Raw genomic sequence first — 22,268 nt, 5'->3', positions numbered from 1 at the left:
AGAGATGGACCTGCACTTCCTCGGCGCCGCCGACAGCGTGACCGGCTCGCGTCACCGCGTGGACCTCGGCGGCCAGCGCCTGCTGCTCGACTGCGGCCTGTTCCAGGGCTTCAAGGTGCTGCGCGAGCGCAACTGGCAGACGCCGCCTGCGGCCCTGCTCGACGCCGAGGCGGTGGTGCTGAGCCACGCCCACATGGACCACAGCGGCTACCTGCCGGCGCTGGTCAAACACGGCTGGAAGGGCCGCATCTACGCCTCGCCCGCGACCTGCGCGCTGGCCGAGGTGCTGCTGCTCGACAGCGCCAAGCTGCAGGAAGAGGACGCGCGGCGCGCCAACAAGTTCGGCTACTCGCGCCACGAGAAGGCGCTGCCGCTGTACACGCGCGCCGACGCCGCGCGCGCCATCCAGCGCCTGACGCCTGTGGACACCGGCTCGGCGTTCAAGATCGGCAGCGTCGCGGTGACGCTGACGCCAGTCGGCCACCTGCTCGGCGCCTGCGCGGTGACGCTGGACTGCCGCGGCGAGCGCCTCGTCTTCTCCGGCGACGTCGGCCGCAGCGTCGACCTGCTGATGCCGCCGCCGCAGCCCTTGCCCGAAGCCGACGTGCTGCTCGTCGAGTCGACCTACGGCAACCGCGCCCACGAGCAGGAGGACGTCGCCGCGCGGCTGGGCGAGATCGTGCGCGAGACGGTGCGCCGCGGCGGTTCGGTGCTGATGCCGACCTTCGCCGTCGGCCGCGCCCAGGCGCTGATGGTCGTGCTGCACCGCCTCAAGCGCGCCGGCGAGATCCCCCGGGACCTGCCGATCTTCCTCGACAGCCCGATGGCGGTGCAGGCCACCGAGCTGTACCGGCGCTTCGCCAAGGTGCTGCGGGTGAAACCCGCCGAGCTGAAGGCCGCCTGCGAAGGCGTGCGCATGGTCGAGACGCCGCAGCAGTCGATCCGCCTGACCTCGCACCGCTTCCCCTGCGTCATCCTGTCGGCCAGCGGCATGGCCACCGGCGGGCGCGTGCTGCACCACCTGAAGGCGATGGCGCCGTCGCCGCAGCACCACGTCGTCTTCCCCGGTTTCCAGGTCGGCGGCAGCCGCGGCGCACGCATGGTCGCCGGCGCCACCGAGGTCAAGATCCACGGCGAGTACGTGCCGGTGCGCTGCGAGGTCAGCCACCTCGAAGGCTTCTCCGGCCACGCCGACAGCGACGAGCTGATGGACTGGCTGCGCACGACGCCCAAGGCGCCGCGCCAGACCTTCGTCGTGCACGGCGAGCCCGACGCCGCCGACGCGCTGCGCGTGCGCATCCGCGACGAGCTGGGCTGGGCGGCGCGTGTGCCGCAGCACGGCGAGCAGGTCAGCGTCTGAGGCCCGGGCGGTGTTCGACCCCTCGTCCACCCCGGCCGCGCTGGGCCTGGTCTCGGCGCTCGGCGGCGGGCTGCTGATCGGCCTGGAGCGCGAACGGCGCAAAGGCAGCGGCCCTGACCGCGAGCCCGCCGGCATCCGCAGCTTCACGCTGGCCAGCCTGGCCGGCGCCTTCGCCCAGGTGATCGGCGAGCCGCTGGTCGTGGCCTGCGGCGCGCTGGCGGTGCTGGCGCTGGCCGCGGTGGCCTACTGGCGCAGCCAGGTCGTGCAGCGCAGCCGGGACCCGGGCATGACGACCGAGCTGGCGCTGTTCGTCACCTACCTCGTCGGCGTGGTGTCGATGCAGCTGCCGCTGGTGGGCGGCGGCGCGGCGGTGGTCATCGCCGTGCTGCTGGCGGCGCAGGCGCGGCTGCACCGCTTCGCGACCCGCGTGCTGACCGAAGCCGAGCTGCACGACGCGCTGCTGCTGGCGGCGCTGGTGCTGGTCGTGCTGCCGCTGCTGCCGGCGACGCCGGTGGCCTGGCTGGGCGGGCTGCAGCCGCGCACGCTGGGCCTGCTGGCGACGCTGATCCTGGTGCTGCAGGCCGCCGGCCACGTCGCGCTGCGTTTCTTCGGCGCCGCCGCCGGCATGGCGCTGTCGGGGCTGCTGTCGGGCTTCGTCTCCAGCACCGCGACGATCGCCTCGATGGGCACGCGCGTGCGCGCCGAGCCGGCGCTGGCGCGCGCCTGCGAAGCCGGCTCGGTGCTGTCGACCTCGGCGACCTGGGTGCTGGGGCTGATCATCCTGACCGCGACCTCGCCGCCGCTGGCGGCGCTGGTCGCGGCCCCGGCGCTGGTGGCCACTGCGGTGGCCGCCGGCACCGGGCTGTGGCGCGCCCGCGGCGCCAAGGGCACGGCGCCCGAGTCGTCCAAGGCCGGGCCGCTGCGCCCGCGCGAGGCGCTGCTGGTGGCGGTGCTGCTGACCGCCGCGTCGCTCGGCGTCGGCTGGGCGCAGCGCCATTTCGGCGACGCCGGCGTGCTGGCCGGCGCGGCGCTGACGGCGATCGCCGACGCCCACGCCGCCTGCGCCGCGCTGGGCGCGCTGGCCGGCGAAGGCCGGCTGGAACTGCAGGCCGCGGCCTACGGCGTGCTGGTGGCGATCTCGACGAACGCGGTGACCCGTTCGATCACGGCCTTCGTCGCCGGCGGCACGCGCTTCGGCAGCGTCGTCGCCGCGTCGCTGGCCGCCTCGACCGGCGCCGCCTGGGCGACCTGGTGGGCCGTCAGCCGCCTGGCCGCCGGCTGAGCGGGTTCAGGCGAAGACGCCTTCGCGCATCCACTTCGTCGCCACCCACTTCTCGCCGTCGAGCACCGGCGCGCCGCCGTGCAGCGTGCGTGTCGAGGCCAGCGGGCGCTCGTAGCTGAAGAAGACGGCGTTGCCCTTGACCGGCTGGACCTCCAGGCCGACCTCGGGGAAGGTCGTCGCGCCGCCGCCGGCGGGCGTGTTCAGGTACATCACGACGGTGCCGACACGCTGGCCGCCGCGGCGCAGGATGTTGGCCGTGCCGGGGTGCGCCGGGTCGAAGAAGTCGTGGTGCGGCTTGTACTGCGCGCCGGGGCGGTAGCGCAGCACCTGCAGGCCTTCGCCACGCTCCACCGGCCAGCGCACGAGTTCGGCGATGCGGCGCTCGATGCGCTCGATCAGCGGCTTCTCGCCGCGCTCGAAGAACATGCCGTCGCTGGTGCGCGCGGCGTTGACCTCGCTGCCGCCGGTGCTGTTGTCCACCGTCTCCGAGCGTGCCAGCCGCGGCCGCGCCAGCGCGACGAGTTCGTCGCATTCCTCGTCGGAGAGCAGGCCGCCGAAGACGACGACGCGCGGCAGCGACATCACGGCCAGCACGCGCACCTCGCGGTCGAGGGTGTGCAGCCGGTTGGGCGCGCCGTCCAGTGCCGGCTCGGGCACCGCCGCGGCGGCCAGCGGGGCGGCGGCGCCGGCCCGTTCGGCCAGCGTGGCCTCCAGCGCGGCCAGCGCCACGTCCTCGGACCAGCCGCTGCGCATCATCGACGCCAGCAGGTCCTCGGAGCGGCAACCGGCCTGGGCCTGCGACAGGATCCAGCGCCGCAGCTCGGCGGTGACGGTCTGGGAGCTCATGGCGTGATTCTGCCGCGCCGCCGGCCGCGCGGAACCCGCGCCGCGGCGTTCAGCGCGCGGCGGTGGCGCCGACGAAGGCGACGCGCGCCTGGGACTTCTCGATCGTCGCCACCGCGGCGTCGACGGCCGTCATCGGCGCGCCCGGCGTGACCTTGATCTCGACGACCAGGGCCGCGCCCGGGGCCTTGTGCTCGGCCACGGCGGCGGCCAGCGAGGCGGTGTCGACCGGCAGGCCTTCGAGCTTGTAGGCGCCGTCGGCCGACACCTCCAGCAGCGCATGCGGCACGTGCGACGGAACGTAGCAGCCGCCCAGCGCGGCGATCGTCGCGGCGGCCAGCAGCCCGGACAGCGAACGGATGACGGTCATTCGGAACACTCCACGGCCGCGGCGTGCGGCCCTCACTCGCCCTGGCGGCGGCGGAACACCAGCCGGTCGGGCGACGACGCCTCGGCGTCGAAGGCGTAGCCCTCGGCGGCGAAGCCTTTCAGCCGCGACGGCGTGCCGATGCGCTGCTGGATCGCCCAGCGTGCCATCAGCCCGCGCGCACGCTTGGCGTAGAAGCTGACGATGCGCCAGCGGTCCTGCTTCCACTCCTCGAAGACGCAGTCGACGACACGCGCCTTCAGCGCCGGGCGCAACGCGGCGCGCGAATACTCCTGCGACGCCAGGTTGACGACCACCGGCGCGGCCTCGTCGGCCTGGCGCTCGTTCAGGTGTTCGGCCAGCGCGTCGCCCCAGAAGGCGTAGAGGTCCTTGCCGCGCGCGGTGGCCACCGCCGTGCCCATCTCCAGCCGGTAGGGCTGCAGCCGGTCCAGCGGCCGCAGCACGCCGTACAGGCCCGAGAGGATGACCAGGTGCTGCTGCGCCCAGGCGAGATCGGCGGTGGCCAGCGAGCCGGCGTCCAGGCCTTCGTAGACGTCGCCGGCAAACGCCAGCACCGCCGGCTTGCTGTTGGCCGCCGTCGCCTCGGGCTCCCAGGCGCCGTAGCGCGCGACGTTGAGCTGGGCCAGCGGGTCCGACAGCGACATCAGCGACGCCACCTCGGCCGGTGTCTTGGCACGCATCACCTCGATCAGCTCGGCGGCACGCTCGACGAAGAGCGGGTCGCTCGCCTTCTTCGCGACGGCGGCGGGCACGGGGGTTTCGTAGTCCAGGCGCTTGGCCGGAGACAGCAGGTAGAGCATCGGCGGAGAAAGGTCAGTGCAGCGGTTCGTCGTCGTCGGCCAGCGCGCCCGGCGGCGCCGAGCCCAGGGCCTCGGCCCAGGTGCGCGCCGGGATGTGGTGACGCAGGCGGAAGATCGCCCGGTCGACCAGCGCCGGGTGCAGCACGTGGCCCAGGCCTTCGGCGACGTCCAGCGTGGCGTCGCCGTTCAGCCCGGCCAGCGTCTCGAAGGCGCGGCGAGCGTGCGCGGCGTCGATCACCGCGTCGGTGGCGCCATGGAACAGGTGCAGCGTCGTCAGCCGCGGCGCCCGCGCCGGCAGGCGGGCGAAACGGCCCGAGAACGACAGCACGCGCCCGGCCAGGCCGTCGCACTGCGCGGCCGTCTCCAGCGCCAGGATCGCGCCTTGCGAGAAGCCGGCGATCGCGGTGGCCGGCGCCGGCACGCCCAGGCGGCGCTGTTCGGCGCGCACCCAGCTCCACAGCGCCGGCAGCGCTTCGGCGACCCGCTCGGGGCGGTTGGCTTCGTCGATGCCGGCGACCGAGAACCACTGGCGGCCGGCGCCGCCGCCGTCGAAGGCCTCGGGCGCGTCGGGCGCCAGCAGCGCGGCCTGCGGGAACTCGTGGCGCAGCGCCTGCGCCAGCGCGGCCATCGATGCGCCGCTGGAGCCCACGCCGTGCAGCAGCAGCACCAGCTGTTCGGGCGCGCCCTGGGCCGGCAAGGATTCGATCGCGAGGTGCATCCCGCGATTGTCGGCGTTCGTGGCCGGGTCTGCGCGCGGCGCGCCGCATGCCCGTCAATGGAAGTCGCGGCTGCGCGATTGCAAGCCTTTCAACAGCTCCGTGTGGTCGACGAGCCGGCGCGCGACGAGGTGGCGCACCTCGCCTTCACGCTGCCAGATGCCGTAGACCGTCAGCAGCGTGCTGCCCAGCAGCGGCTTGCGCTGGGCCTCGGCCACCGCCGGCCAGACGATGACGTTGACGCTGCCGGTCTCGTCTTCCAGCGTGACGAAGACCACGCCCTTGGCCGTGCCGGGCCGCTGGCGGTGCGTGACCAGGCCGCTGGCACGCGCCAGCCGGCCCGAGGGGTAGTCGCGCAGCACCGCCGCCGGCTGCACGCGGTAGGCGGCGAGCTGCTCGCGCAGCAGCGCCAGCGGGTGGCGCTCCAGGCTCAGGCCGGTGGCGCGGTAGTCGGCCAGCACCGACTCGGCGGCGCCGGGCGCCGGCAGTGCGATGGCGGCCTCCTCGGTGCGCGTGGCGCGCAGCAGCGGCGTCGCGCGGGCGTCGATGCCGGCCACGGCCCAGGCCGCCTGGTGGCGGTGGCCGGCCAGCGCCGCCAGGGCGCCGGCGTCGGCCAGCAACGCCAGTTCACGCCGGTCCAGCCGGGCGCGCCGCGCCAGGTCTTCGGCCGAGGCGAAGGCGCCGTCGGCCGTGCGCGCGGCGACCAGCCGCTCGGCCGCGTCCTGCGGGAAGCCGGTGACGCGGCTCAAACCCAGCCGCACTGCACGCAACCCCGGCGGCGCGCCGGCGGCCGCGGCCTCGTCTTCCAGCGTCGTCGCCCAGTCGCTGCGAAACACGTCGACCGGGCGCACGACGACGCCGTGCTCGCGTGCGTCGCGCACCAGCTGCGCCGGAGCGTAGAAGCCCATCGGCTGGCTGTTCAGCAGCGCGGCGAGAAAGGCGTCGGGGTGGTGGCGCTTGAGCCAGGCGCTGGCGTAGACCAGCAGCGCGAAGCTGGTCGCGTGGCTCTCGGGGAAGCCGTATTCGCCGAAGCCCTCGATCTGCTTGAAGATGCGTTCGGCGAACTCGGCCGTGTAGCCCTTGGCGACCATGCGTCCGACGAGGCGCTCGTAGAACGGCCCCAGCCCGCCCTTGCGCTTCCAGGCCGCCATCGCGCGGCGCAGCCGGTCGGCCTCGCCGGGCGTGAAGTCGGCGGCCAGGATCGCCAGCTGCATCACCTGCTCCTGGAAGATCGGCACGCCCAGCGTGCGCTCCAGCGCCTGCCTGACCTCGGCGCTGGGGTAGTCGACCGGCTCCTCGCCGCAACGCCGCTTCAGGTAGGGATGCACCATGCCGCCCTGGATCGGCCCCGGACGCACGATCGCGACCTCGATGACGAGGTCGTAGAAACGCTGGGGCTTCAGCCGCGGCAGCATGCTCATCTGCGCCCGGCTCTCGACCTGGAAGACGCCGATGCTGTCGCCGGCCGAGAGCATGTCGTAGACCGTCTTCTCGTCCTGCGGGATCTGGTGCAGCGCCAGCGGCGCGCCGCGTTTGGCGCCGACGAAGTCCAGCGCGCGCCGGATCGCGCTCAGCATGCCCAGCGCCAGCAGGTCGACCTTCATCAGCCCGAGCGCGTCGAGGTCGTCCTTGTCCCACTGCACGACGCTGCGCCCTTCCATCGCCGCGTTCTCCACCGGCACCAGCTGCGACAGCTCGTCGCGCGCGATGACGAAGCCGCCGGGGTGCTGGCTCAGGTGGCGCGGGAAACCGATCAGCTGCTCGGTCAGCTCGACCCACAGCCGGCACAGCGGCGCCGCCGGGTCCAGGCCCTGCTCGCGCAAGCGTTCGGGGTCGATGCGGCGGCCGTCGAACCACTGCTGGCCGCGTGCGACCGACTCGATGCGGTCCAGGTCCAGCCCGAGCGCACGGCCGACGTCGCGCAGCGCCGAACGTGGCCGGTAGCTGATGACGACCGCGGTCAGCGCGGCGCGGTGGCGGCCGTACTTGCGGTAGACGTACTGGATGACCTCCTCGCGGCGCTGGTGCTCGAAGTCGATGTCGATGTCCGGCGGCTCGTTGCGCTCCTCGCTGATGAAACGCTCGAACAGCAGCGTCGACTTCGACGGGTCGACCGCGGTGACCTCCAGGCAGTAGCAGACCGCCGAGTTGGCGGCGCTGCCGCGGCCCTGGCAGAGGATGTCCTGGTCACGCGCCCAGTGAACGATGTCGGCGACGGTGAGGAAATAAGGCTCGTAGCCCAGGCGCGCGATCAGCGCCAGCTCGTGCTCGATCTGCGCGCGCACCGCGTCGGGCACGCCGGCCGCGAAACGCCGGCGCGCGCCCGATTCGGTCAGCTCGCGCAGCCAGGAGGTCGGCGTGTGGCCCTCGGGCACGATCTCGCGCGGGTACTCGTACTTCAGCTCGGCCAGCGTGAAGCTGCAGCGCTCGGCGATGGCCAGCGTCGCCGCCAGCCACTCGGGCCGGTACAGCGCCGCCAGCCGCGCACGCGGACGCAGATGGGCCTCGGCATTGGGCTCCAGCTCGAAGCCGCATTCGGCCACCGGGCGTTTGAGCCGGGTGGCCGTCAGCACGTCGAGCAGCGGCTTGCGCGAGCGGGTGTGCATCAGCACGCCGCCGGCGGCGACCACCGGCAGCCCGGCCTGGGTCGCGACACGCGTGACGGTGTCGGCGAGATCGGCATCGTCGGCGTGGTGCAGCAGCTCCAGCGCGACGCCGGCGCGTTCCGGGCCGAACCAGGTCTTGAGCCAGGACGCGTGCGCGAACACCGTCTCCAGCGGCTGCTCGGCATCGGGCAGCAGCAGCGCGATGCAGCCCGGCAGCCCGGCGAGAAAAGGCGCGGTCGGCACGCCGCCTTCGAGGTCGCTGCGCCAGGCCAGGTACTCGCCCTTGGCCGCCCGCCGGCGCGCGACGGTGATCCAGTGCGCCAGGTTGCCGTAGCCGCGGCGCGTCTGCGCCAGCAGCACGAGGCGCGGTTCGTCGGCGTCGGGCTGATCGGGCGGCGGCGCCAGCCGCATCTCGGCGCCGACGATCAGCTTCAGCCCCAGGCGCTCGGCCTCGCCATGCGCGCGCACGACGCCGGCCAGCGAGCCTTCGTCGGTGATGGCGAGTGCCGCGTAGCCCAGCTCGTGCGCACGCGCCACCAGCTCCTCCGGGTGCGAGGCCCCGACGAGGAAGCTGAAGTTGCTGCGGCAGTGCAGCTCGGCGTAGGGCGGGAGGGCGGACACGGCGCGAAAAACTGTTTATTCATACAGTATCACGAGTCCTTCCTTCTCCCGAAGGAAGCAGGCCGCAGGAGCCCCGCCCCGATCGGCAGAATCGAACGGCCTCCCTTGAAGGAACCCGATGCTGCGTCCCCTTCTGCTTTGTCTTGCGCTGTCCGCCGGCCCGGTTTGGGCAGCCACCGACATCGTAGAGCTGGACTACCGGCCGCAACCGAACCGCGATCAGGTGCTGGAGTCCGTGGTCGAAGTCCGGACCACCGTGCGGGTGCTGGAGGACAGGGGCATCATGGCCAAGGCCCAGGCGCAAGCCGTCGTCTTCCCATTCACGACGACCTTGCAGCAGCGCCAGACGCTCCACGCGACGACCGGCGCCCCGGCCGCCGACGGCAGCTACGGCATGACGCTGGAGGTCGTGGCGCAAGGCTCGGCGCTGAAGCTGCCCGACGGCCGCGAGCAGGCCCTGCCGGTCAAGGTGCCGCTGCAGGGCTTGAAGGTCCGCGGGACGCTGACCGCCGACGGCCACATCGTGCCGGCGTCGGTCGAGACCGAGGTCGAGAACGCGACGCCGCAGCAGCGCGAGATGCTGCAACAGTTGATGACCGCCATGATGCAGCAGATCCCGTCGTGGGAACCCGTGCAACTGCGCCGTGGCGAGACGGTGCCGCAGCACCTGAAGATGACGATGCCGGTCCCGGGCATGAAGCCCCTGGACATGCAGATGACGGCCCACCAGCGCCTGCTCGACGTCCACGACGGGGTCGCGGAGATCGACATGGTCTACACGCTGTCGCTCCAGGGGGACGACGCAGTCGCCTTGCAAGCCGGTGGCAGCGGCCACGGGACGCTGAACTACGACGTGGCGACGCAGACGATGATGAGCAGCGTGTCGGAAGCGACGATCACCTTCGTCACCGACACGCACGACGGCAAGCTTCAGATCGAGACGGCCACCCGCCAGCAGCAGACGATGCGTCCGGCGCAGAAGCGCTGACGGCCGGCGCCGGCAGCGGCCAGAATCGCGCGCTGAGCCGTTCGAGGCTCGACGTTCCGGCAGCCGAAGCCCAGCGCTCGACGGCCGGCTTCCCCGCAACACGAGCGCCCGATCGACCATGATCGACCCCTCCTCCGCCCTCGGCGACGTGCCGCGTGCGATCCAGCTCGCGCTGGCGCCGGTGTTCCTGCTGACCGGCATCGCCGGCATGCTCAACGTGATGGCCTCGCGGCTGGCGCGCATCATCGACCGCGGGCGCAAGCTGACCGAAGGCCCGCCGCCGGTGGCCGAGCCCTATCTGACGCTGGAACTGCAGACGCTGGAACGCCGCCGGCGTTTTGCCGGCGCCGCGATCACCGCCTGCGCCAGCGCCGCGCTGCTGGTGTGCACCGTCATCGCCGCGCTCTTCGTCGAGGTCTATCTGCAGATCAGCCTGCGCGGCCTGGTCGGCCTGCTGTTCACCGCCGCGACGCTGGCGCTGCTGGTCGGCCTGGCCTACTTTCTGCGCGAGGTGCACCTGGCGACGCAGACGGTGCGCATCACGCTGAAGCGGCCGCACTGACGCTCACCGAGGCTCACCGAGTCCCGCGCGCCGGCCGCGTCGAGCGGCTGGCCGACAATGCCGCGCCGCCGGTGCCCCCGGCGCCGCGCCCGGCGCAGGTCCGGGCCCTTGTCACACCCTGCTCCCGATACCGATGGATTTCTTCCAGATCGCCGTCCTGGCCACCGTGCAAGGCGCGGCCGAGTTGCTGCCCGTGTCGAGCTCGGCACACGTCATCACCGCCGAGAAGCTGATGGGGCTGGACCCCACGTCGCCGGAGATGACGATGCTGCTGGTGATGCTGCACACCGGCACGATGTTCGCCGTCATCCTGTACTTCTGGCGCAGCTGGAAGTACGCCTATTTCCGCTCGTGGAGCGCGTTCCGCGACAACGCCGTCATCGTGCTCGCCGCGACCGCGGCCACCGGCATCGTCGGCCTCGGGCTGCTGGCGCTGATCAAGCACGCGGTGATGGGCTCGGACCCGGGCTTCGAGATCGAGCACCTGTTCGGCAACCCCAAGCTGATGGCCGCGGCGCTGGCCGCCGCCGGGCTGCTGATCATCGGCTCGTCCTTCATCCCCGAACGCTCCAACCGCGGGCTGACGCTGTGGCGCTCGGTGCTGGTCGGCGCGGTGCAGGGGCTGTGCCTGCCGTTCCGCGGCTTCTCGCGCTCGGGGGCGACGATCTCCACCGCGCTGGCGATGGGCGTGGCGCGCCGCCGCGCCGAGGAGTTCAGCTTCGCGCTGGCCGTCGTGCTGACGCCGGCGGTCATCGTCAAGGAAGCGCACCGGCTGCTCGGCGCGCACGCGCTGGCGCCGCAGGCCTCGGGCGCGTCGCTGTGGCAGACGCTGACGCCCGGCCTGATCGGCATGGTGCTGAGCTTCTTCGCCGGGCTGCTGGCGCTGCGCTGGCTGTCGGGCTGGCTGGAGTCGGGCCGCTGGCACCTCTTCGGCGCCTACTGCCTGGCGGCCGCCGGCTTCGTGCTCTGGCAGGGCTGATTCAGCCGGCGGCCGCGCGGGCCTCGGGGCCGGCGGCACGCGCCGCGGCGCCGGCCGCCCAGTCCAGCGCGCTGCACAGCAGCCAGTAGACGGCGCCGACGAAGAGGAAGACCTCGGTCGGGTGCACCATCACCCGGGCGTTGACCTGGGTCGCCAGGAACGACAGTTCGCCGACGCCGACGATGTAGGCCAGCGAGCTGTCCTTGATCAGCGTGACCCACTGGTTGATGAACGACGGCGCCATCATGCGCAGCGCCTGCGGCAGCACGACGTGGCGCAGCGCGCCCCAGCGCGTGAAGCCCAGCGCCATGCCCGCCGCCCACTGCCCGCCGCCGATGCCGCGGATGCCGGCGGCCACCGCGTGCGCGAGATAGGCGCCGCCGACCAGCGCCAGCGCCACCATCACCGACAGCACGCCGGGCACGTCGAGGCCGAAGACGATGGGCAGCAGGAAGTAGGTCCAGAAGATCAGCATCAGCACCGGGATCGCGCGCAGCAGGCCCAGCACCGCGCTGAGCAGCGCCAGCGCCGCGCCGTCGAGCATCACCAGCGACACGCCCAGCCCCAGGCCCAGCAGCGCCGAGGCGAGGCCCGAACCCGCCGACAGCAGCAGCGTCAGCAGCGCGCCGCCGGGCGGGCCGTCGGGGAAGGTGCCCCACAGCAGGTAGCCCAGGTCGTCCTGCAGGAACGAGAAGTCCATCGCCTCAGCTCCCCGCCGCCACGATGCGGCGCTGGCGCCGGCTCTGCAGCACCTGGCCGAGCAGTTGCAGCGCGACGATGGCGACGATGTAGAGCAGCGTCGCGACGCCGTAGACCTGGAAGGTCTTCCAGGTCTCGGCCTCGGCCTGGCGGGTGCGGTAGGACAGCTCCAGCAGCCCGATCGCCATGCCCAGCGAGGTGTTCTTCAGGATGTTCATGTACTGGCCCAGCAGCGGCGGCAGCGCGATGCGCAGCGCCTGCGGCAGCACGACGTGGCGCAGCGCCTGCCACGGCGTCAGGCCGAGCGCGATCGCCGCTTCGCGCTGGCCGGCCGGCACGCCTCTCAGGCCCGAGCGGATGTCCTCGCCGACGTAGCCCGCCGAATAGAACACCAGCCCGGCCGCCGCGGCCAGGAACTCGAACGAGGGCCAACGCAGCACGAGGCCGCCCAGGGCGAGCTCGTGCGGCGTGTTCAGCCACGGCAACAGGCCTTCGGGCAGCAGCGCCGGCAGGCCGAAGTACCAGAAGAAGAGCTGCACCAGCAGCGGCGTGTTGCGAAACAGCGAGAGGTAGACGCCGGTGGCGCGCGTCAGCGCCGGCCGGCCGCTCTCGCGCGCGGCGGCCAGCAGCGCGCCGAGCAGCGTCGCGGCGACGACGACCATCGCCGTCGTCCACAGCGTCATCAACCAGCCGTCGAGCAGCCAGCCGAGGTATTTGGGCGCCAGCAGATCCTGGCGCAGCGCGGGGGGTAACCAGTCCATCCGGAAGTGCGAAAGCCGGGCGCGCGGCAAGGCGGGCCCGGCGGGTTCAAGGCGGCGGCGCCGCCCGGGTTCAGGTCTTGTCGCCGATCTTGAAGATGCGCTTGAGCGGCGTCTTGGTCGTCGGGCCGAACCAGGTGTCGTAGATCTTCTGCGCGCGGCCGTCGGCCTCGAACTCCACCAGCGTCTTGTTGACGAACTCGGTCAGCGCCGTCTCGCCCTTGGGGATGCCGACGCCGATGTAGTCCTGCGAGATCGCGAACGGCGGGATCTCGTACTTGTCGCGGTCGGGCACGTTGGCCAGCAGGCCGATCAGCTTGGGGCCGTCCTGCGAGATGGCCTGCACGTTGCCGTTGCGCAGCGCGGTGAAGGCGAACGGCGTGTCGTCGTAGGCCACCAGCGTCGCCTTCGGGTACTTCTCGCGCAGCTGGATCTCGTTGGTCGTGCCCTTGTCGACGCCGATGCGCAGGCCGCTCAGCTGCTCGGGCGACTTCAGCGTGCCCTTCCTGGCGATGAACTGCGTGCCCGAGGCGAAGTACGGGATGCTGAAGCCGACGACCTTGGCGCGCTCTTCGGTGATCGTGAAGTTGGCGAAGACCAGGTCGACCTTGTTCGAGGCCAGCAGCGGGATGCGGTTGGCCGGGTTGGTCGGCACGATCTCCAGCTTGACGCCCAGCTTCTTGGCGAAGGCCTCGGCGTAGTCGACGTCCAGGCCGACGATCTTCTTCGTCTTCGCGTCGACGAAACCGAAGGGCGGGTTGGCGTCGAAGGCGGCGACACGCAGCACGCCGGCCTTCTTGATGTCGTCGAGCCGGTCGGCCCAGGCGCCGCTGGCGGCCAGGGCGAGCACGGCCAGCGCGAGGGCCTGCGGACGGACGTATTTCATGTGTTCTTCTCCTCAGATGCGTTGCACCTCCCGCAACGGCTTGTCTAGACGAGAGGCTCCTAATAATCGTAAACCCGCATACAAGACCATCTTTATTGCATTTTGGAATATGCATACACGATGCATCTCCACTGCGGCCGGCGCGGTGCCGCGCGCCAGAATCGACCTCGGCCACGACGAACCGCGATGACGACAGCCTTTCCGACCCTCGAAACCCCGCGCCTGCTGCTGCGCGAGATCGGCCCCGACGACGCGCCGGCGCTGCTGGCGATCCACGGCGACGCGGAGCACATGAAGTGGTTCGGCACCGACCCGATCAGCACGCTGGCGCAGGCCCGGGCGCTGGTCGAGACTTTCGCCGGCTGGCGCCGCCAGCCCAACCCCGGCACCCGCTGGGGCCTGGTGCGGCGCGACGCGCCCGAGGCGGGTTTGATCGGCAGCTGCGGCCTCTTCGCCTGGAACCGCGGCTGGCGCAAGTGCACGCTGGGCTACGAGCTGGCGCGAGCGGCCTGCGGCCAGGGCCTGATGCACGAAGCGCTGCAGGCGGTGCTCGCCTGGGGCCACGAGACGATGCAGCTGCACCGCCTCGAGGCCCAGGTGCACGAGCGCAACCGCGCCTCGCTGGCGCTGCTGCAGCGGCTGGGTTTCGAGCACGAAGGCCGGCTGCGCGAAGTCGCCTGGTGGGGCGGCCAGCCGCACGATCTGCTGATGCTGGCGCGGCTGGCGGGCTCCCGGTTGGCGGGCCCGCCACCGGCCGCTTAGAGTCGGAGGCCCCAACCGGAGAGGACCGTGATGAAGCTCATCGGCATGCTCGACTCACCCTACGTGCGCCGTGTCGCCGTCTCGCTGCAGCTGCTCGGGCTGCCGTTCGAACACCGGTCGGTGTCGGTGTTCCGACAGTTCGACGAGTTCGCCGCGCTGAACCCGGTCGTCAAGGCGCCGACGCTGATCGCCGACGACGGCACGGTGCTGATGGACTCGACGCTGATCCTCGACTACGCCGAGGCGCTGGCACGCCCGCGCAGCCTGATGCCCGAGGACCCGGCGGCGCGCGCCCGCGACCTGCGCCTGCTGGGCCTGGCGCTGGCGGCGCTGGAAAAATGCGTGCAGATCGTCTACGAGCGCGGCCTGCGCCCGCCCGAGAAGCAGCACGCGCCCTGGGTCGAACGCGTCACCGGCCAGCTCCAGGCGGCCTGCGGCGAACTCGAACGTGAACTCGAACGCGCCCCGCTGCCGGCCGCACGCGACGCGCTGCGCCAGGCGGCGGTGACGGCGGCCGTCGGCTGGCACTTCATGCAGCAGATGCTGCCCGAGCTGCTGCCGGCCGGGCGCTACCCGCAGCTGGCCGCGCTGTCGGCCGCCGCCGAGGCCCTGCCCGAGTTCCAGGCCGCGCCGCACGGCGACGGCACGGTGCAGTCGGCATGACGCCGACGCGCCGCATCGCGCCCGACGACCCGGCCCGCGAGGACGTGCGCGCGCTGCTGGAAGAGCATCTGCGCGACATGCACGCGCAGTCGCCCGCCGAGAGCGTGCACGCGCTCGACGTCTCGCGGCTCAAGCGCCCGGACATCACCTTCTGGACCGTGCGCGAAGGCGACACGCTGCTGGCCTGCGGCGCGCTGCGCGAGCTGGACCCGGCGCACGGCGAGATCAAGTCGATGCGCACGCCGCACGCGCGGCGCCGCTGCGGCGCAGGCCGCGCGATGCTGGAGCACCTGATCGCCGTCGCGCGCCAGCGCGGCTACCGCCGGCTGAGCCTGGAAACCGGCTCGACGGCGGCTTTCGAGCCGGCCCACCGGCTGTACGCCAGCGCCGGCTTCGTGCCCTGCGGGCCTTTCGGCGACTACCGGCCCGACCCGCACAGCGTCTTCATGACCCTGGCGCTCTGAGCGCCGCGTGAGGCGCTGCCATCCGCCCGAGCGGGTGCCCTCGCCCGCAGGCCGGCCGATCCCGCCGCTGGGCGGATGGCCGGGCACCGGCCGGCTGCCTAGCCTTCGCAGCGTCGGATGCGGATGTCCCGCGCCCCGTTCCGGAGTCCTCCATGAAGCAACAGGTTGCCCGTCTGTCCCCGCACCAGAACGCCAAGGTGCTGGCGGTGCTCGTCTCCACGATGGCGCTGGTCGCGCTGCTGCCGGTGGCCGCGATCGCGATGGCCTACGGCGCGCCGATGACGCTCGATCCGACGCTGCTGCTCGTCGCCGCGGTGGCCTACGTGCTGCTGAACTACGCGCTCACCGCCGTCGGCTGCCTGCTCTACAACGGCCTGGCGCGGGTCGTCGGCGGCCTGGAGTTCGAGGCCCGCGGCGGCGCCGAGACCTGAGGCCGGCGCCGGCGGCGGGCCGGCCCTAGGATGCGGCGTCCGCAGCCCCGCCGCACGCCGTGAACCTCGCCACCACCGCCGCCCTGTTCGTCGCCACCGCGCTGATGGAGATCACCGGCTGCTTCCTGCCCGCGCTGTGGCTGCAGGGCCGCGCCGGCGCCTGGGTGCTGCTGCCGGCGGCCGCGGCGCTGGCGGCCTTCGTCTGGCTGCTGACGCTGCACCCGGCGGCCTCGGGCCGGGTCTACGCCGCCTACGGTGGCGTCTACGTCGCCACCGCCGTCGTCTGGCTCTGGCTGGTCGACGGCGTACGGCCCTCGGCCTGGGACCTCGCCGGCTCGGCCATCGCGCTGACCGGCATGGCGGTCATCGCCTGGGGCTGGCAGCGCGGCTGAGGCGGCCGCCTGAGCCCGGGCCCCTTGCTGAAGGGGCGGCGCCGGCCCGCACACGCAGCGGCGGCAGAATCGCCCGATGCCTTCGCGTCTGCGCATCACCCCGCTGCGACCGCAGCACCTGGACGAACTGGCCGCCGTGCTGCGCCACCCGGCGGTCTACGAACACATCGGCGGCAACGTGCCGTCGGCCGCCGAGTTCCGCCTCGGCCTCGAACGTGCGCTGGCCGGCCCGCCGGCCGGCCAGCGCTGGTTCCAGTACCTCGTGCGCCACGCCGACTCGCGCACCATGCTCGGCCGGCTGGAAGCCACCGTCGTCGGCCGCGTCGCCGAGGTGGCGTTCCTGTTCGCGCCCGCGGTCTGGGGCAACGGCTACGCCAGCGAAGGCCTGGCCTGGCTGCACGACGAACTGCGCCGCGAGGCCGGCGACGTCGATTTCTGGGCCACCACGCTGCCGGCCAACCGGCGCTGTCAGGCGCTGCTGCGGCGCGCGGGCTACGTCGAGGTGCCGCCAGCCGTGGCGCCGGTGCTGCAGAGCTACGACGCCGGCGACCTGGTGTTCCACCGGGCCGGCCGCCCGCCCGCCTCCGGAGCCGCGACGTGATCCACCATCTCTCGCTGGGCGTGCACGACATCGAAGGCGCGGCACGTTTCTACGACGCCGTGCTCGGCAGCTTGGGCCATGTGCGCGTCTGGACCGACCTGTGCCCCGGCGAGACCGGCCAGGCCGTCGGCTACGGGCCGCCGGGCGGCGGCGACGTGCTGGCGCTGAAGCAGGTCGCGAGGTCCGCTGGCGACATCCCCGGGCAGCACATCGCCTTCGGCGCCGCCACGCACGCCGCGGTCGAGGCCTTCCATGCCGCGGCGCTGGCGCACGGCGGCCGCGACAACGGCGCGCCGGGCTGGCGGCCGGACTACGGCGAGGACTACTACGCCGCCTTCGTCGTCGACCCCGAGGGCCACCGGCTCGAAGCCGTCTGCCGCGCCGTGCGGCCCGGGCTCGGCGCCACGACACCGACCGTCGTCGCGTTCGAGCGCCGCCACCTGCCGGCCGCGCTGGCGCTGTGGCGAACGATCCCCGGCATCGGGCTCAGCGAAGCCGACGAGCCGGCGGCGCTGGCCGCCTTCCTGCGCCGCAACCCGGGGCTGAGTTTCGTTGCGCAGGACGGCGGCGAACTCGTCGGCACCATCCTCTGCGGCCACGATGGCCGGCGCGGGCTGATCCACCATCTGGCCGTCGCACCCGGCCGGCGCCGCCGCGGGCTGGGCCGCGCGCTGCTGGACGCCGCGCTGGCGGCGCTGCAGGCCCAGGGCATCGGCAAGTGCCACCTGATGGTCTTCGCCGACAACACCGAGGGCCCGGCCTTCTGGCGGCGGCAACAGGCCGTCGAGCGGGTCGAACTGGCGCTCCTGTCGATCGCCACCGGCGGCCGCCAAGGCGGCTGAGCCGATGCGCGTCGTCGTCATCGGCACCAGCGGCGCCGGCAAGTCGACCTTCGCGAAACGGCTCGCGGCGCGGCTCGGCGTGCCGCGGGTCGAACTCGACGCGCTGTACTGGCTGCCCGGCTGGACCGCGCGCGATCCGGACGACTTCCGCGCCCGTGTCGCCGAGGCGGTGGCCGGCGAGGCCTGGGTGGCCGACGGCAACTACGGCGTCGCGCGCGGCGTGCTGTGGCCACGTGCGACCGACATCGTCTGGCTGAACTACGGCCGCCACGTCGTCTGGCCGCGGGTGCTGAGGCGCACCGTCGCACGGGTCGCCGGCCGTCGGGAACTCTGGGCCGGCAACCGCGAAAGTTTTCGCAAGGCCTTCCTGTCGCGCGACAGCATCCTGCTGTGGTCGCTGAAGACCTTCGCGAAGAACCGCGCCCGCTACGCCGAGCTGCGCGCCGACCCGCGCTGGGCCGGCCTGCGCTGGCACGAGCTGCGCACGCCGCGCGAGGCCCAGGCCTGGCTGCGGGCCCGGCCGCCGCAAGGCGAAGCCCGGCGCTAAGCTCGGCGCGATGGACGACGCCCCGACCGCCCCCGAAGACGGCCGCAAACAGCCGCCGCCCCTGGAGCTCCGCCCGCTGGTCGCCGCCGACCAGCCCCGCCTGTGGCACTGGCTGCACGTCGCGCTCTGGGATCCGCCGCCGGCAGGCCCGCGCCCGATCGAGGTGCTGCAGCTGCCCGCCGTGCGCATCTACGCCGAAGACTGGGGCCGCCCCGGCGACGTCGGCGTCGTCCTGCGCGTAGCCGGTGTCGACGCCGGCGCCTGCTGGATGCGCCGGGTGGCCGACGGCCAGGGCCTGGCCTGGGTCGACGAACGGACGCCGCAGCTGGGCATCGCGCTGGAGCCGCCGTTCCAGCACCGCGGCCTGGGCGAGCCGCTGATGCGCGGCGCGCTGGCCGCAGCGCGCGCAGCCGGCGTGCGGCAGGTGTCGCTGACCGTGCACCCCGAGAACCCGGCACGCCGCCTGTACGCGCGCTGCGGCTTCATCGACCTCGGCGAGCGCCGCGACTACCGGCTGATGCTGGCGCGGCTGGACGACGGCATCTGAAGAGAGGCTCCATGCTGCATCACGTCGAGCTCTACGTCGGCGACCTCGATCGCTCCACCGTCTTCTGGACACCGCTGATGCAGGCACTGGGCTGGCAGGTCCCGCCCTGGTCCGGCGGCGTCAACTACCTGCACTGCGACCACTACCTCTGTTTCCTGCAGGCGCCGGCCGAACACCTCGCCGCCGGTTATCACCGCCAGCGCATCGGCCTGAACCACCTGGCGTTCCAGGCGGCGTCGCGCGCGCAGGTCGATGCGTTGCGCGACCGGGCGCGCGCGGCCGGCCACACGCTGCTCTACGAAGACCGCTACCCCTTTGCCGGCGGCCCCGGCTACTACGCGATGTACTGCGAGGATCCGGACCGCATCAAGGTCGAGGTCGTCGCGCCGGACGGAGACGAGGCGCTGCCGCAGCCACCCGAAGGCCTGGAACTAGCCAGCGGCGCCCGCCTGCGCCGGGTCGCACTGGCCGACACCGCGGCCCTGTTCGCTGCCGCCGACGACGCCGAGGTAATGCGCCATCTCGACTGGCCACGCCCGACCGGGCCGCAGGACGTCTGCCGTCATCTGGCCGCCGCCGTGCGCGACTGGGACGCCGGACGCGAGTTCCAGTGGGTCATCGTCGAAGGCAGGGACGGCGCGGTGGTCGGCACGATCTCCTGCCGCCCGCACGGCCACGAGGCCGACTTCGGCTACTTCCTGGCACGCGGCGCCTGGGGGCGCGGCCTGGCGTTCGAAGCCGCCGGCGCGGTGCTCGCCTGGCTGCGCAGCCAGCCGCAGATCGTGCGCATCCGGGCCACGGCCGACGTCGACAACCTGCGCTCGCGCCGGCTGCTCGAACGCCTGGGACTGGAGCTCGAAGGCGTGATGCTTAGGGCGACTCGACGCCCCAACCTCGGCGGCGGGCCACGCGACACGACGCTGTACGCTTGGGTGCGGGAGGATGCACGCCGCGCCCCGGAGTGAGCCCGCCCCACGCCATGCACCTCGTCCGCCCCACCCTCGAACACCTGCCCGGCTACACCGCCGCGCTGCAGGCCGGCTGGTCGGCCGACACGGTGCGCGGCGCCGACGCGGCACGCGAGGAGCTGGCCGCGATCGAGCGCGCGCCGGCGGTCTTCGTCGAGTTGCTCGAAGACCGCCAGGGCCGCGGCGCGCCGGTGACGCTGCCCGACGGCAGCCAGGTCGCGCGGCTGCCGGGCTTGCGCCGCTGGATGTGGGACGACGAGGGTTTTGCCGGCGTCATCGGCCTGCGCTGGCAGCGCGGCACGCCCGAACTGCCGCCGTACTGCCTGGGCCACATCGGCTACTCGGTCGTGCCCTGGAAGCGCCGCCGCGGCCACGCCACCGCGGCGCTGCGGCAGATGCTGCCCGAGGCGCGCGCCGTCGGCCTGCCCTGGGTGGACATCACCACCGATCCCGACAACCTGGCCTCGCAGCGCGTCATCGTCGCCAACGGCGGCGTGCTGCTCGAACGGTTCACGCAACCGGAGCAGTTCGGCAGCACGCCGGGGCTGCGCTGGCGCATCTCCCTCGCCCTGGAATGAACAGGAGACCGTGATGACGCTGCAGACCGAAGAGATCAAGGCTTTCGTCCCGGCGCGCGACTTCGCGCGGTCGCTGGACTTCTACCAGGCGCTGGGCTTCGAACTGCACTGGACCGACGGCGAGCTCGCCTACCTCTGCCACGGCGACTGCGCTTTCCTGCTGCAGGACTTCGAGGCGCCGGATTTCGCCGCGAACTACCAGATGCACCTGCAGGTGCTGGACGTCGAGGCCTGGCATGCGTTGGCACGCGGCGTCGCCGAGCGCTTCGACACCTCGATCGGCACGCCCGAAGACCGGCCCTGGGCGATGCGCGACTTCACGCTGTTCGACCCCTCGGGCGTGCTCTGGCGCATCGCGCAGCGGCTGCCGCGCAGCGACGCGCCGGCCTGACGGCCGCCGGCGGGCACGCCTGCTGCCCGCGCCGCGGCGCCGACGAACCACCCGAGGAGCCGACGATGACCGACCGCACGATCCACCTGCACCGCGTGCTGCGCGCCCCGGCCGACAAGGTCTTCCGCGCCTTCACCGAAGCCGACGCGCTGGTGCGCTGGCTGCCGCCCTACGGCTTCACCTGCCGCGTCGAGACGCTGGACGTGCGCACCGGCGGGCGTTTCCGCATGAGTTTCCGCAACTTCGGCCACGGCGGCGTGCATTCGTTCGGCGGCGAGTACCTGGAGGTCGATCCCGGCCGGCGGCTGGTCTACACCGACCGCTTCGACGACCCCGCGCTGCCCGGCGAGATGCGCACCGCGGTCAGCTTCGCGACGGTCAGCTGCGGCACGGCGCTCGCGGTGCAGCAGAGCGGCATCCCGGACGCGATCCCGCTGGAGATGTGCCACCTGGGCTGGCAGGAGTCGCTGGCCCAGCTCGCCTGGCTGGTGGAGCCCGAGATCCCGGCCTGAGCCTGGACGCAGGACGCCGGAAGGCGTCGTGCGCCTGCCGAGGGCCCGAACGCGATTTCACGCGCGAGGACCGAGCGCCGCATCGGTTAGCGTCGCCGCATGGCACGCTTTTCCCTGATCCCCGAAGTCCACCTCGTGCTCGTGCGCGATGGCCACGTGCTGCTGCTGCAGCGCGCCAACACCGGTTATGCCGACGGGCTCCACAGCCTGGTCGCCGGCCACGTCGACGGCGGCGAACCGTCCCGCGCCGCGATGGCGCGCGAAGCGCTCGAGGAGGCCGGCCTCGCCATCGCGCCCGAGGACCTGCGCCTCGTGCACCTGATCCACCGCCGCAGCGACAACGAACGCATGTCGATGTTCTTCGCCGCCGAACGCTGGCAGGGCGAGCCCGAGAACCGCGAGCCGCACAAGTGCAGCGAACTCGCCTGGTACCCGCTGGACGCGCTGCCCGAGACGATGGTGCCCTACGTGCGCCACGCGCTGGCGTGCATCGCGGCCGGCGAGCTGTATTCGGAGTTCGGCTGGGACGGTGGGCGCTGAGACGGCCCCGCCTTCGCAGGTTCGCATCGGCGGCCTCGATGGCGCCGGGCTGCTGGCCGAGTTGCGGCGTGGCGGCATCGCGCTGAACGAGCGTGCGCTGGAACTGCTCGCATCGCCGGCGTTCCAGAAGGTCGTGCCGGTACGGACGATCTCGCTCGGCATCGCCGACGTCGCCGGGCTGGGCTTCGCGCAGGGCGCGACCTGGCCGGAACTGCTGGCCGCCGCGGCCCGCCGCGGCTGGCATCCGGCGCCGCTGGCGCTGGCGCCCTGGCTGCGCCTGCAGTGGCCCGGGCAGGCCGAGGTCGTGGCGGCACCGACCCGTCATCGTGCGCCGCCGGGTTCGTTGACCGTGGTGTCGCCGGAGCCCGCAGACCCGACGCAGCCGCGCGGCTTCTACCTCCGCCGCGCCGACGGCCAGGTCTGGCTGCGCGGCTACCAGAGCGACGACCTCCACGTCTGGGATGCGTCGGACCGGCTGGCCTTCGCGATCGGCTGAACCTCGCCCACGGATCCACCAGTCCCGGCCGGCGGTCAGAATCCCG

General features: G+C 73.0%; 28 protein-coding genes. 20 read left to right on the top strand and 8 right to left on the bottom strand.

The features are described 5' to 3' along the window. The first annotated feature begins 4 nt into the window (after nucleotides 1-4). Together RGE_RS06465 and RGE_RS06460 are read left to right on the top strand one after the other, a co-directional pair. Nucleotides 5-1,360: an MBL fold metallo-hydrolase RNA specificity domain-containing protein gene (locus tag RGE_RS06465; protein ID WP_014427529.1), complete on the top strand. Its 1,356-nt coding sequence runs from the start codon at nucleotides 5-7 to the stop codon at nucleotides 1,358-1,360. Between the two features lie 10 nt (nucleotides 1,361-1,370). Next, complete coding sequence (locus tag RGE_RS06460; protein ID WP_014427528.1) at nucleotides 1,371-2,642, top strand: MgtC/SapB family protein; 1,272 nt, start codon at nucleotides 1,371-1,373, stop codon at nucleotides 2,640-2,642. Nucleotides 2,643-2,648: 6 nt separating this feature from the next. Here RGE_RS06460 and RGE_RS06455 read toward each other — a convergent pair whose 3' ends face one another. The 5 genes from RGE_RS06455 to RGE_RS06435 are packed head-to-tail and all read right to left on the bottom strand — an operon-like array spanning nucleotide 2,649 to nucleotide 8,616. Beyond that, on the bottom strand, nucleotides 2,649-3,488 hold the full coding sequence (locus RGE_RS06455) for a 2OG-Fe(II) oxygenase (RefSeq protein WP_014427527.1): 840 nt from the start codon (nucleotides 3,486-3,488) through the stop codon (nucleotides 2,649-2,651). 49 nt (nucleotides 3,489-3,537) lie between these two features. Beyond that, nucleotides 3,538-3,855 (bottom strand): ExbD/TolR family protein, encoded by a 318-nt coding sequence (locus RGE_RS06450; protein WP_014427526.1) that lies wholly within the window; start codon nucleotides 3,853-3,855, stop codon nucleotides 3,538-3,540. Between the two features lie 32 nt (nucleotides 3,856-3,887). After that, nucleotides 3,888-4,673 (bottom strand): peroxide stress protein YaaA, encoded by a 786-nt coding sequence (gene yaaA / locus RGE_RS06445; protein WP_014427525.1) that lies wholly within the window; start codon nucleotides 4,671-4,673, stop codon nucleotides 3,888-3,890. A 13-nt stretch (nucleotides 4,674-4,686) separates the two neighbouring features. Further along, the gene (gene ypfH / locus RGE_RS06440; RefSeq protein WP_014427524.1) at nucleotides 4,687-5,391 is read right to left on the bottom strand and encodes an esterase; all 705 of its coding nucleotides are present in this window, start codon (nucleotides 5,389-5,391) and stop codon (nucleotides 4,687-4,689) included. A gap of 54 nt (nucleotides 5,392-5,445) precedes the next feature. After that, nucleotides 5,446-8,616: an error-prone DNA polymerase gene (locus tag RGE_RS06435; protein WP_014427523.1), complete on the bottom strand. Its 3,171-nt coding sequence runs from the start codon at nucleotides 8,614-8,616 to the stop codon at nucleotides 5,446-5,448. Between the two features lie 118 nt (nucleotides 8,617-8,734). On the opposite strand from RGE_RS06435, the gene RGE_RS06430 reads away from it, so the two are divergent. The 3 genes from RGE_RS06430 to RGE_RS06420 all read left to right on the top strand — a co-directional run bounded on the left by RGE_RS06430 (nucleotide 8,735) and on the right by RGE_RS06420 (nucleotide 11,145). Continuing rightward, nucleotides 8,735-9,604 carry a hypothetical protein gene (locus RGE_RS06430; protein ID WP_043814301.1) on the top strand — a complete coding sequence of 290 codons (870 nt, stop codon included), beginning with the start codon at nucleotides 8,735-8,737 and terminating at the stop codon, nucleotides 9,602-9,604. 118 nt (nucleotides 9,605-9,722) lie between these two features. Next, a complete protein-coding gene (locus RGE_RS06425; protein ID WP_014427521.1) occupies nucleotides 9,723-10,166 on the top strand; it encodes a DUF2721 domain-containing protein in 444 nt (147 codons plus the stop codon). Nucleotides 10,167-10,299: 133 nt separating this feature from the next. Further along, a complete protein-coding gene (locus RGE_RS06420; RefSeq protein WP_014427520.1) occupies nucleotides 10,300-11,145 on the top strand; it encodes an undecaprenyl-diphosphate phosphatase in 846 nt (281 codons plus the stop codon). Between the two features lies 1 nt (nucleotide 11,146). On the opposite strand, the gene RGE_RS06415 is transcribed toward RGE_RS06420, so the two are convergent. The 3 genes from RGE_RS06415 to RGE_RS06405 form a co-directional block, all read right to left on the bottom strand. Beyond that, nucleotides 11,147-11,845, bottom strand: coding sequence for an ABC transporter permease subunit (locus RGE_RS06415; RefSeq protein ID WP_014427519.1), 699 nt, complete (start codon nucleotides 11,843-11,845; stop codon nucleotides 11,147-11,149). 4 nt (nucleotides 11,846-11,849) lie between these two features. Beyond that, a complete protein-coding gene (locus RGE_RS06410; protein ID WP_014427518.1) occupies nucleotides 11,850-12,605 on the bottom strand; it encodes an amino acid ABC transporter permease in 756 nt (251 codons plus the stop codon). 70 nt (nucleotides 12,606-12,675) lie between these two features. Next, nucleotides 12,676-13,488 (bottom strand): ABC transporter substrate-binding protein, encoded by an 813-nt coding sequence (locus RGE_RS06405; RefSeq protein ID WP_014427517.1) that lies wholly within the window; start codon nucleotides 13,486-13,488, stop codon nucleotides 12,676-12,678. A 186-nt stretch (nucleotides 13,489-13,674) separates the two neighbouring features. Between RGE_RS06405 and RGE_RS06400 the strand changes: the two genes are divergently transcribed. The 15 genes from RGE_RS06400 to RGE_RS06330 all read left to right on the top strand — a co-directional run bounded on the left by RGE_RS06400 (nucleotide 13,675) and on the right by RGE_RS06330 (nucleotide 22,222). Beyond that, nucleotides 13,675-14,250, top strand: a complete 576-nt coding sequence (locus RGE_RS06400) for a GNAT family N-acetyltransferase (protein WP_014427516.1) — start codon at nucleotides 13,675-13,677, stop codon at nucleotides 14,248-14,250. Nucleotides 14,251-14,280: 30 nt separating this feature from the next. Continuing rightward, entirely contained in the window at nucleotides 14,281-14,913 is a 633-nt protein-coding gene (locus tag RGE_RS06395; RefSeq protein WP_014427515.1) for a glutathione S-transferase family protein, read from the top strand. Continuing rightward, nucleotides 14,910-15,377, top strand: a complete 468-nt coding sequence (locus tag RGE_RS06390; protein ID WP_014427514.1) for a GNAT family N-acetyltransferase — start codon at nucleotides 14,910-14,912, stop codon at nucleotides 15,375-15,377. Before RGE_RS06395 ends, RGE_RS06390 begins: the two co-directional genes overlap by 4 nt. Nucleotides 15,378-15,529: 152 nt before the next feature. Next, nucleotides 15,530-15,808 carry a hypothetical protein gene (locus RGE_RS06385; protein WP_014427513.1) on the top strand — a complete coding sequence of 93 codons (279 nt, stop codon included), beginning with the start codon at nucleotides 15,530-15,532 and terminating at the stop codon, nucleotides 15,806-15,808. A gap of 59 nt (nucleotides 15,809-15,867) precedes the next feature. Next, entirely contained in the window at nucleotides 15,868-16,200 is a 333-nt protein-coding gene (locus RGE_RS06380; protein ID WP_014427512.1) for a YnfA family protein, read from the top strand. A 76-nt stretch (nucleotides 16,201-16,276) separates the two neighbouring features. After that, a complete protein-coding gene (locus RGE_RS06375; RefSeq protein WP_014427511.1) occupies nucleotides 16,277-16,801 on the top strand; it encodes a GNAT family N-acetyltransferase in 525 nt (174 codons plus the stop codon). Then, entirely contained in the window at nucleotides 16,798-17,643 is an 846-nt protein-coding gene (locus tag RGE_RS06370) for a GNAT family N-acetyltransferase (protein WP_014427510.1), read from the top strand. Before RGE_RS06375 ends, RGE_RS06370 begins: the two co-directional genes overlap by 4 nt. 4 nt (nucleotides 17,644-17,647) lie before the next feature. Then, entirely contained in the window at nucleotides 17,648-18,190 is a 543-nt protein-coding gene (locus RGE_RS06365) for an AAA family ATPase (RefSeq protein ID WP_014427509.1), read from the top strand. Nucleotides 18,191-18,200: 10 nt separating this feature from the next. After that, nucleotides 18,201-18,737: a GNAT family N-acetyltransferase gene (locus RGE_RS23070; RefSeq protein WP_014427508.1), complete on the top strand. Its 537-nt coding sequence runs from the start codon at nucleotides 18,201-18,203 to the stop codon at nucleotides 18,735-18,737. A gap of 11 nt (nucleotides 18,738-18,748) precedes the next feature. Beyond that, nucleotides 18,749-19,702, top strand: coding sequence for a GNAT family N-acetyltransferase (locus RGE_RS23465; RefSeq protein ID WP_014427507.1), 954 nt, complete (start codon nucleotides 18,749-18,751; stop codon nucleotides 19,700-19,702). A 14-nt stretch (nucleotides 19,703-19,716) separates the two neighbouring features. Next, complete coding sequence (locus RGE_RS06350) at nucleotides 19,717-20,283, top strand: GNAT family N-acetyltransferase (RefSeq protein WP_014427506.1); 567 nt, start codon at nucleotides 19,717-19,719, stop codon at nucleotides 20,281-20,283. Between the two features lie 13 nt (nucleotides 20,284-20,296). Further along, the gene (locus tag RGE_RS06345; RefSeq protein WP_043783861.1) at nucleotides 20,297-20,674 is read left to right on the top strand and encodes a VOC family protein; all 378 of its coding nucleotides are present in this window, start codon (nucleotides 20,297-20,299) and stop codon (nucleotides 20,672-20,674) included. 65 nt (nucleotides 20,675-20,739) lie between these two features. Continuing rightward, nucleotides 20,740-21,186, top strand: a complete 447-nt coding sequence (locus RGE_RS06340) for an SRPBCC family protein (protein WP_014427504.1) — start codon at nucleotides 20,740-20,742, stop codon at nucleotides 21,184-21,186. Between the two features lie 99 nt (nucleotides 21,187-21,285). Next, nucleotides 21,286-21,726: an NUDIX hydrolase gene (locus RGE_RS06335; protein WP_014427503.1), complete on the top strand. Its 441-nt coding sequence runs from the start codon at nucleotides 21,286-21,288 to the stop codon at nucleotides 21,724-21,726. Then, nucleotides 21,716-22,222 carry a hypothetical protein gene (locus RGE_RS06330; RefSeq protein WP_014427502.1) on the top strand — a complete coding sequence of 169 codons (507 nt, stop codon included), beginning with the start codon at nucleotides 21,716-21,718 and terminating at the stop codon, nucleotides 22,220-22,222. The genes RGE_RS06335 and RGE_RS06330 overlap by 11 nt, the downstream gene beginning before the upstream one ends. Nucleotides 22,223-22,268: the final 46 nt, after the last annotated feature.

Origin of the sequence: Rubrivivax gelatinosus IL144, assembly GCF_000284255.1 — a bacterium.
GTDB lineage: Bacteria > Pseudomonadota > Gammaproteobacteria > Burkholderiales > Burkholderiaceae_C > Rubrivivax > Rubrivivax gelatinosus_A.
Note: the sequence above shows the minus strand (reverse complement) of the source record. Positions and strands in the feature narration are given on the sequence as shown.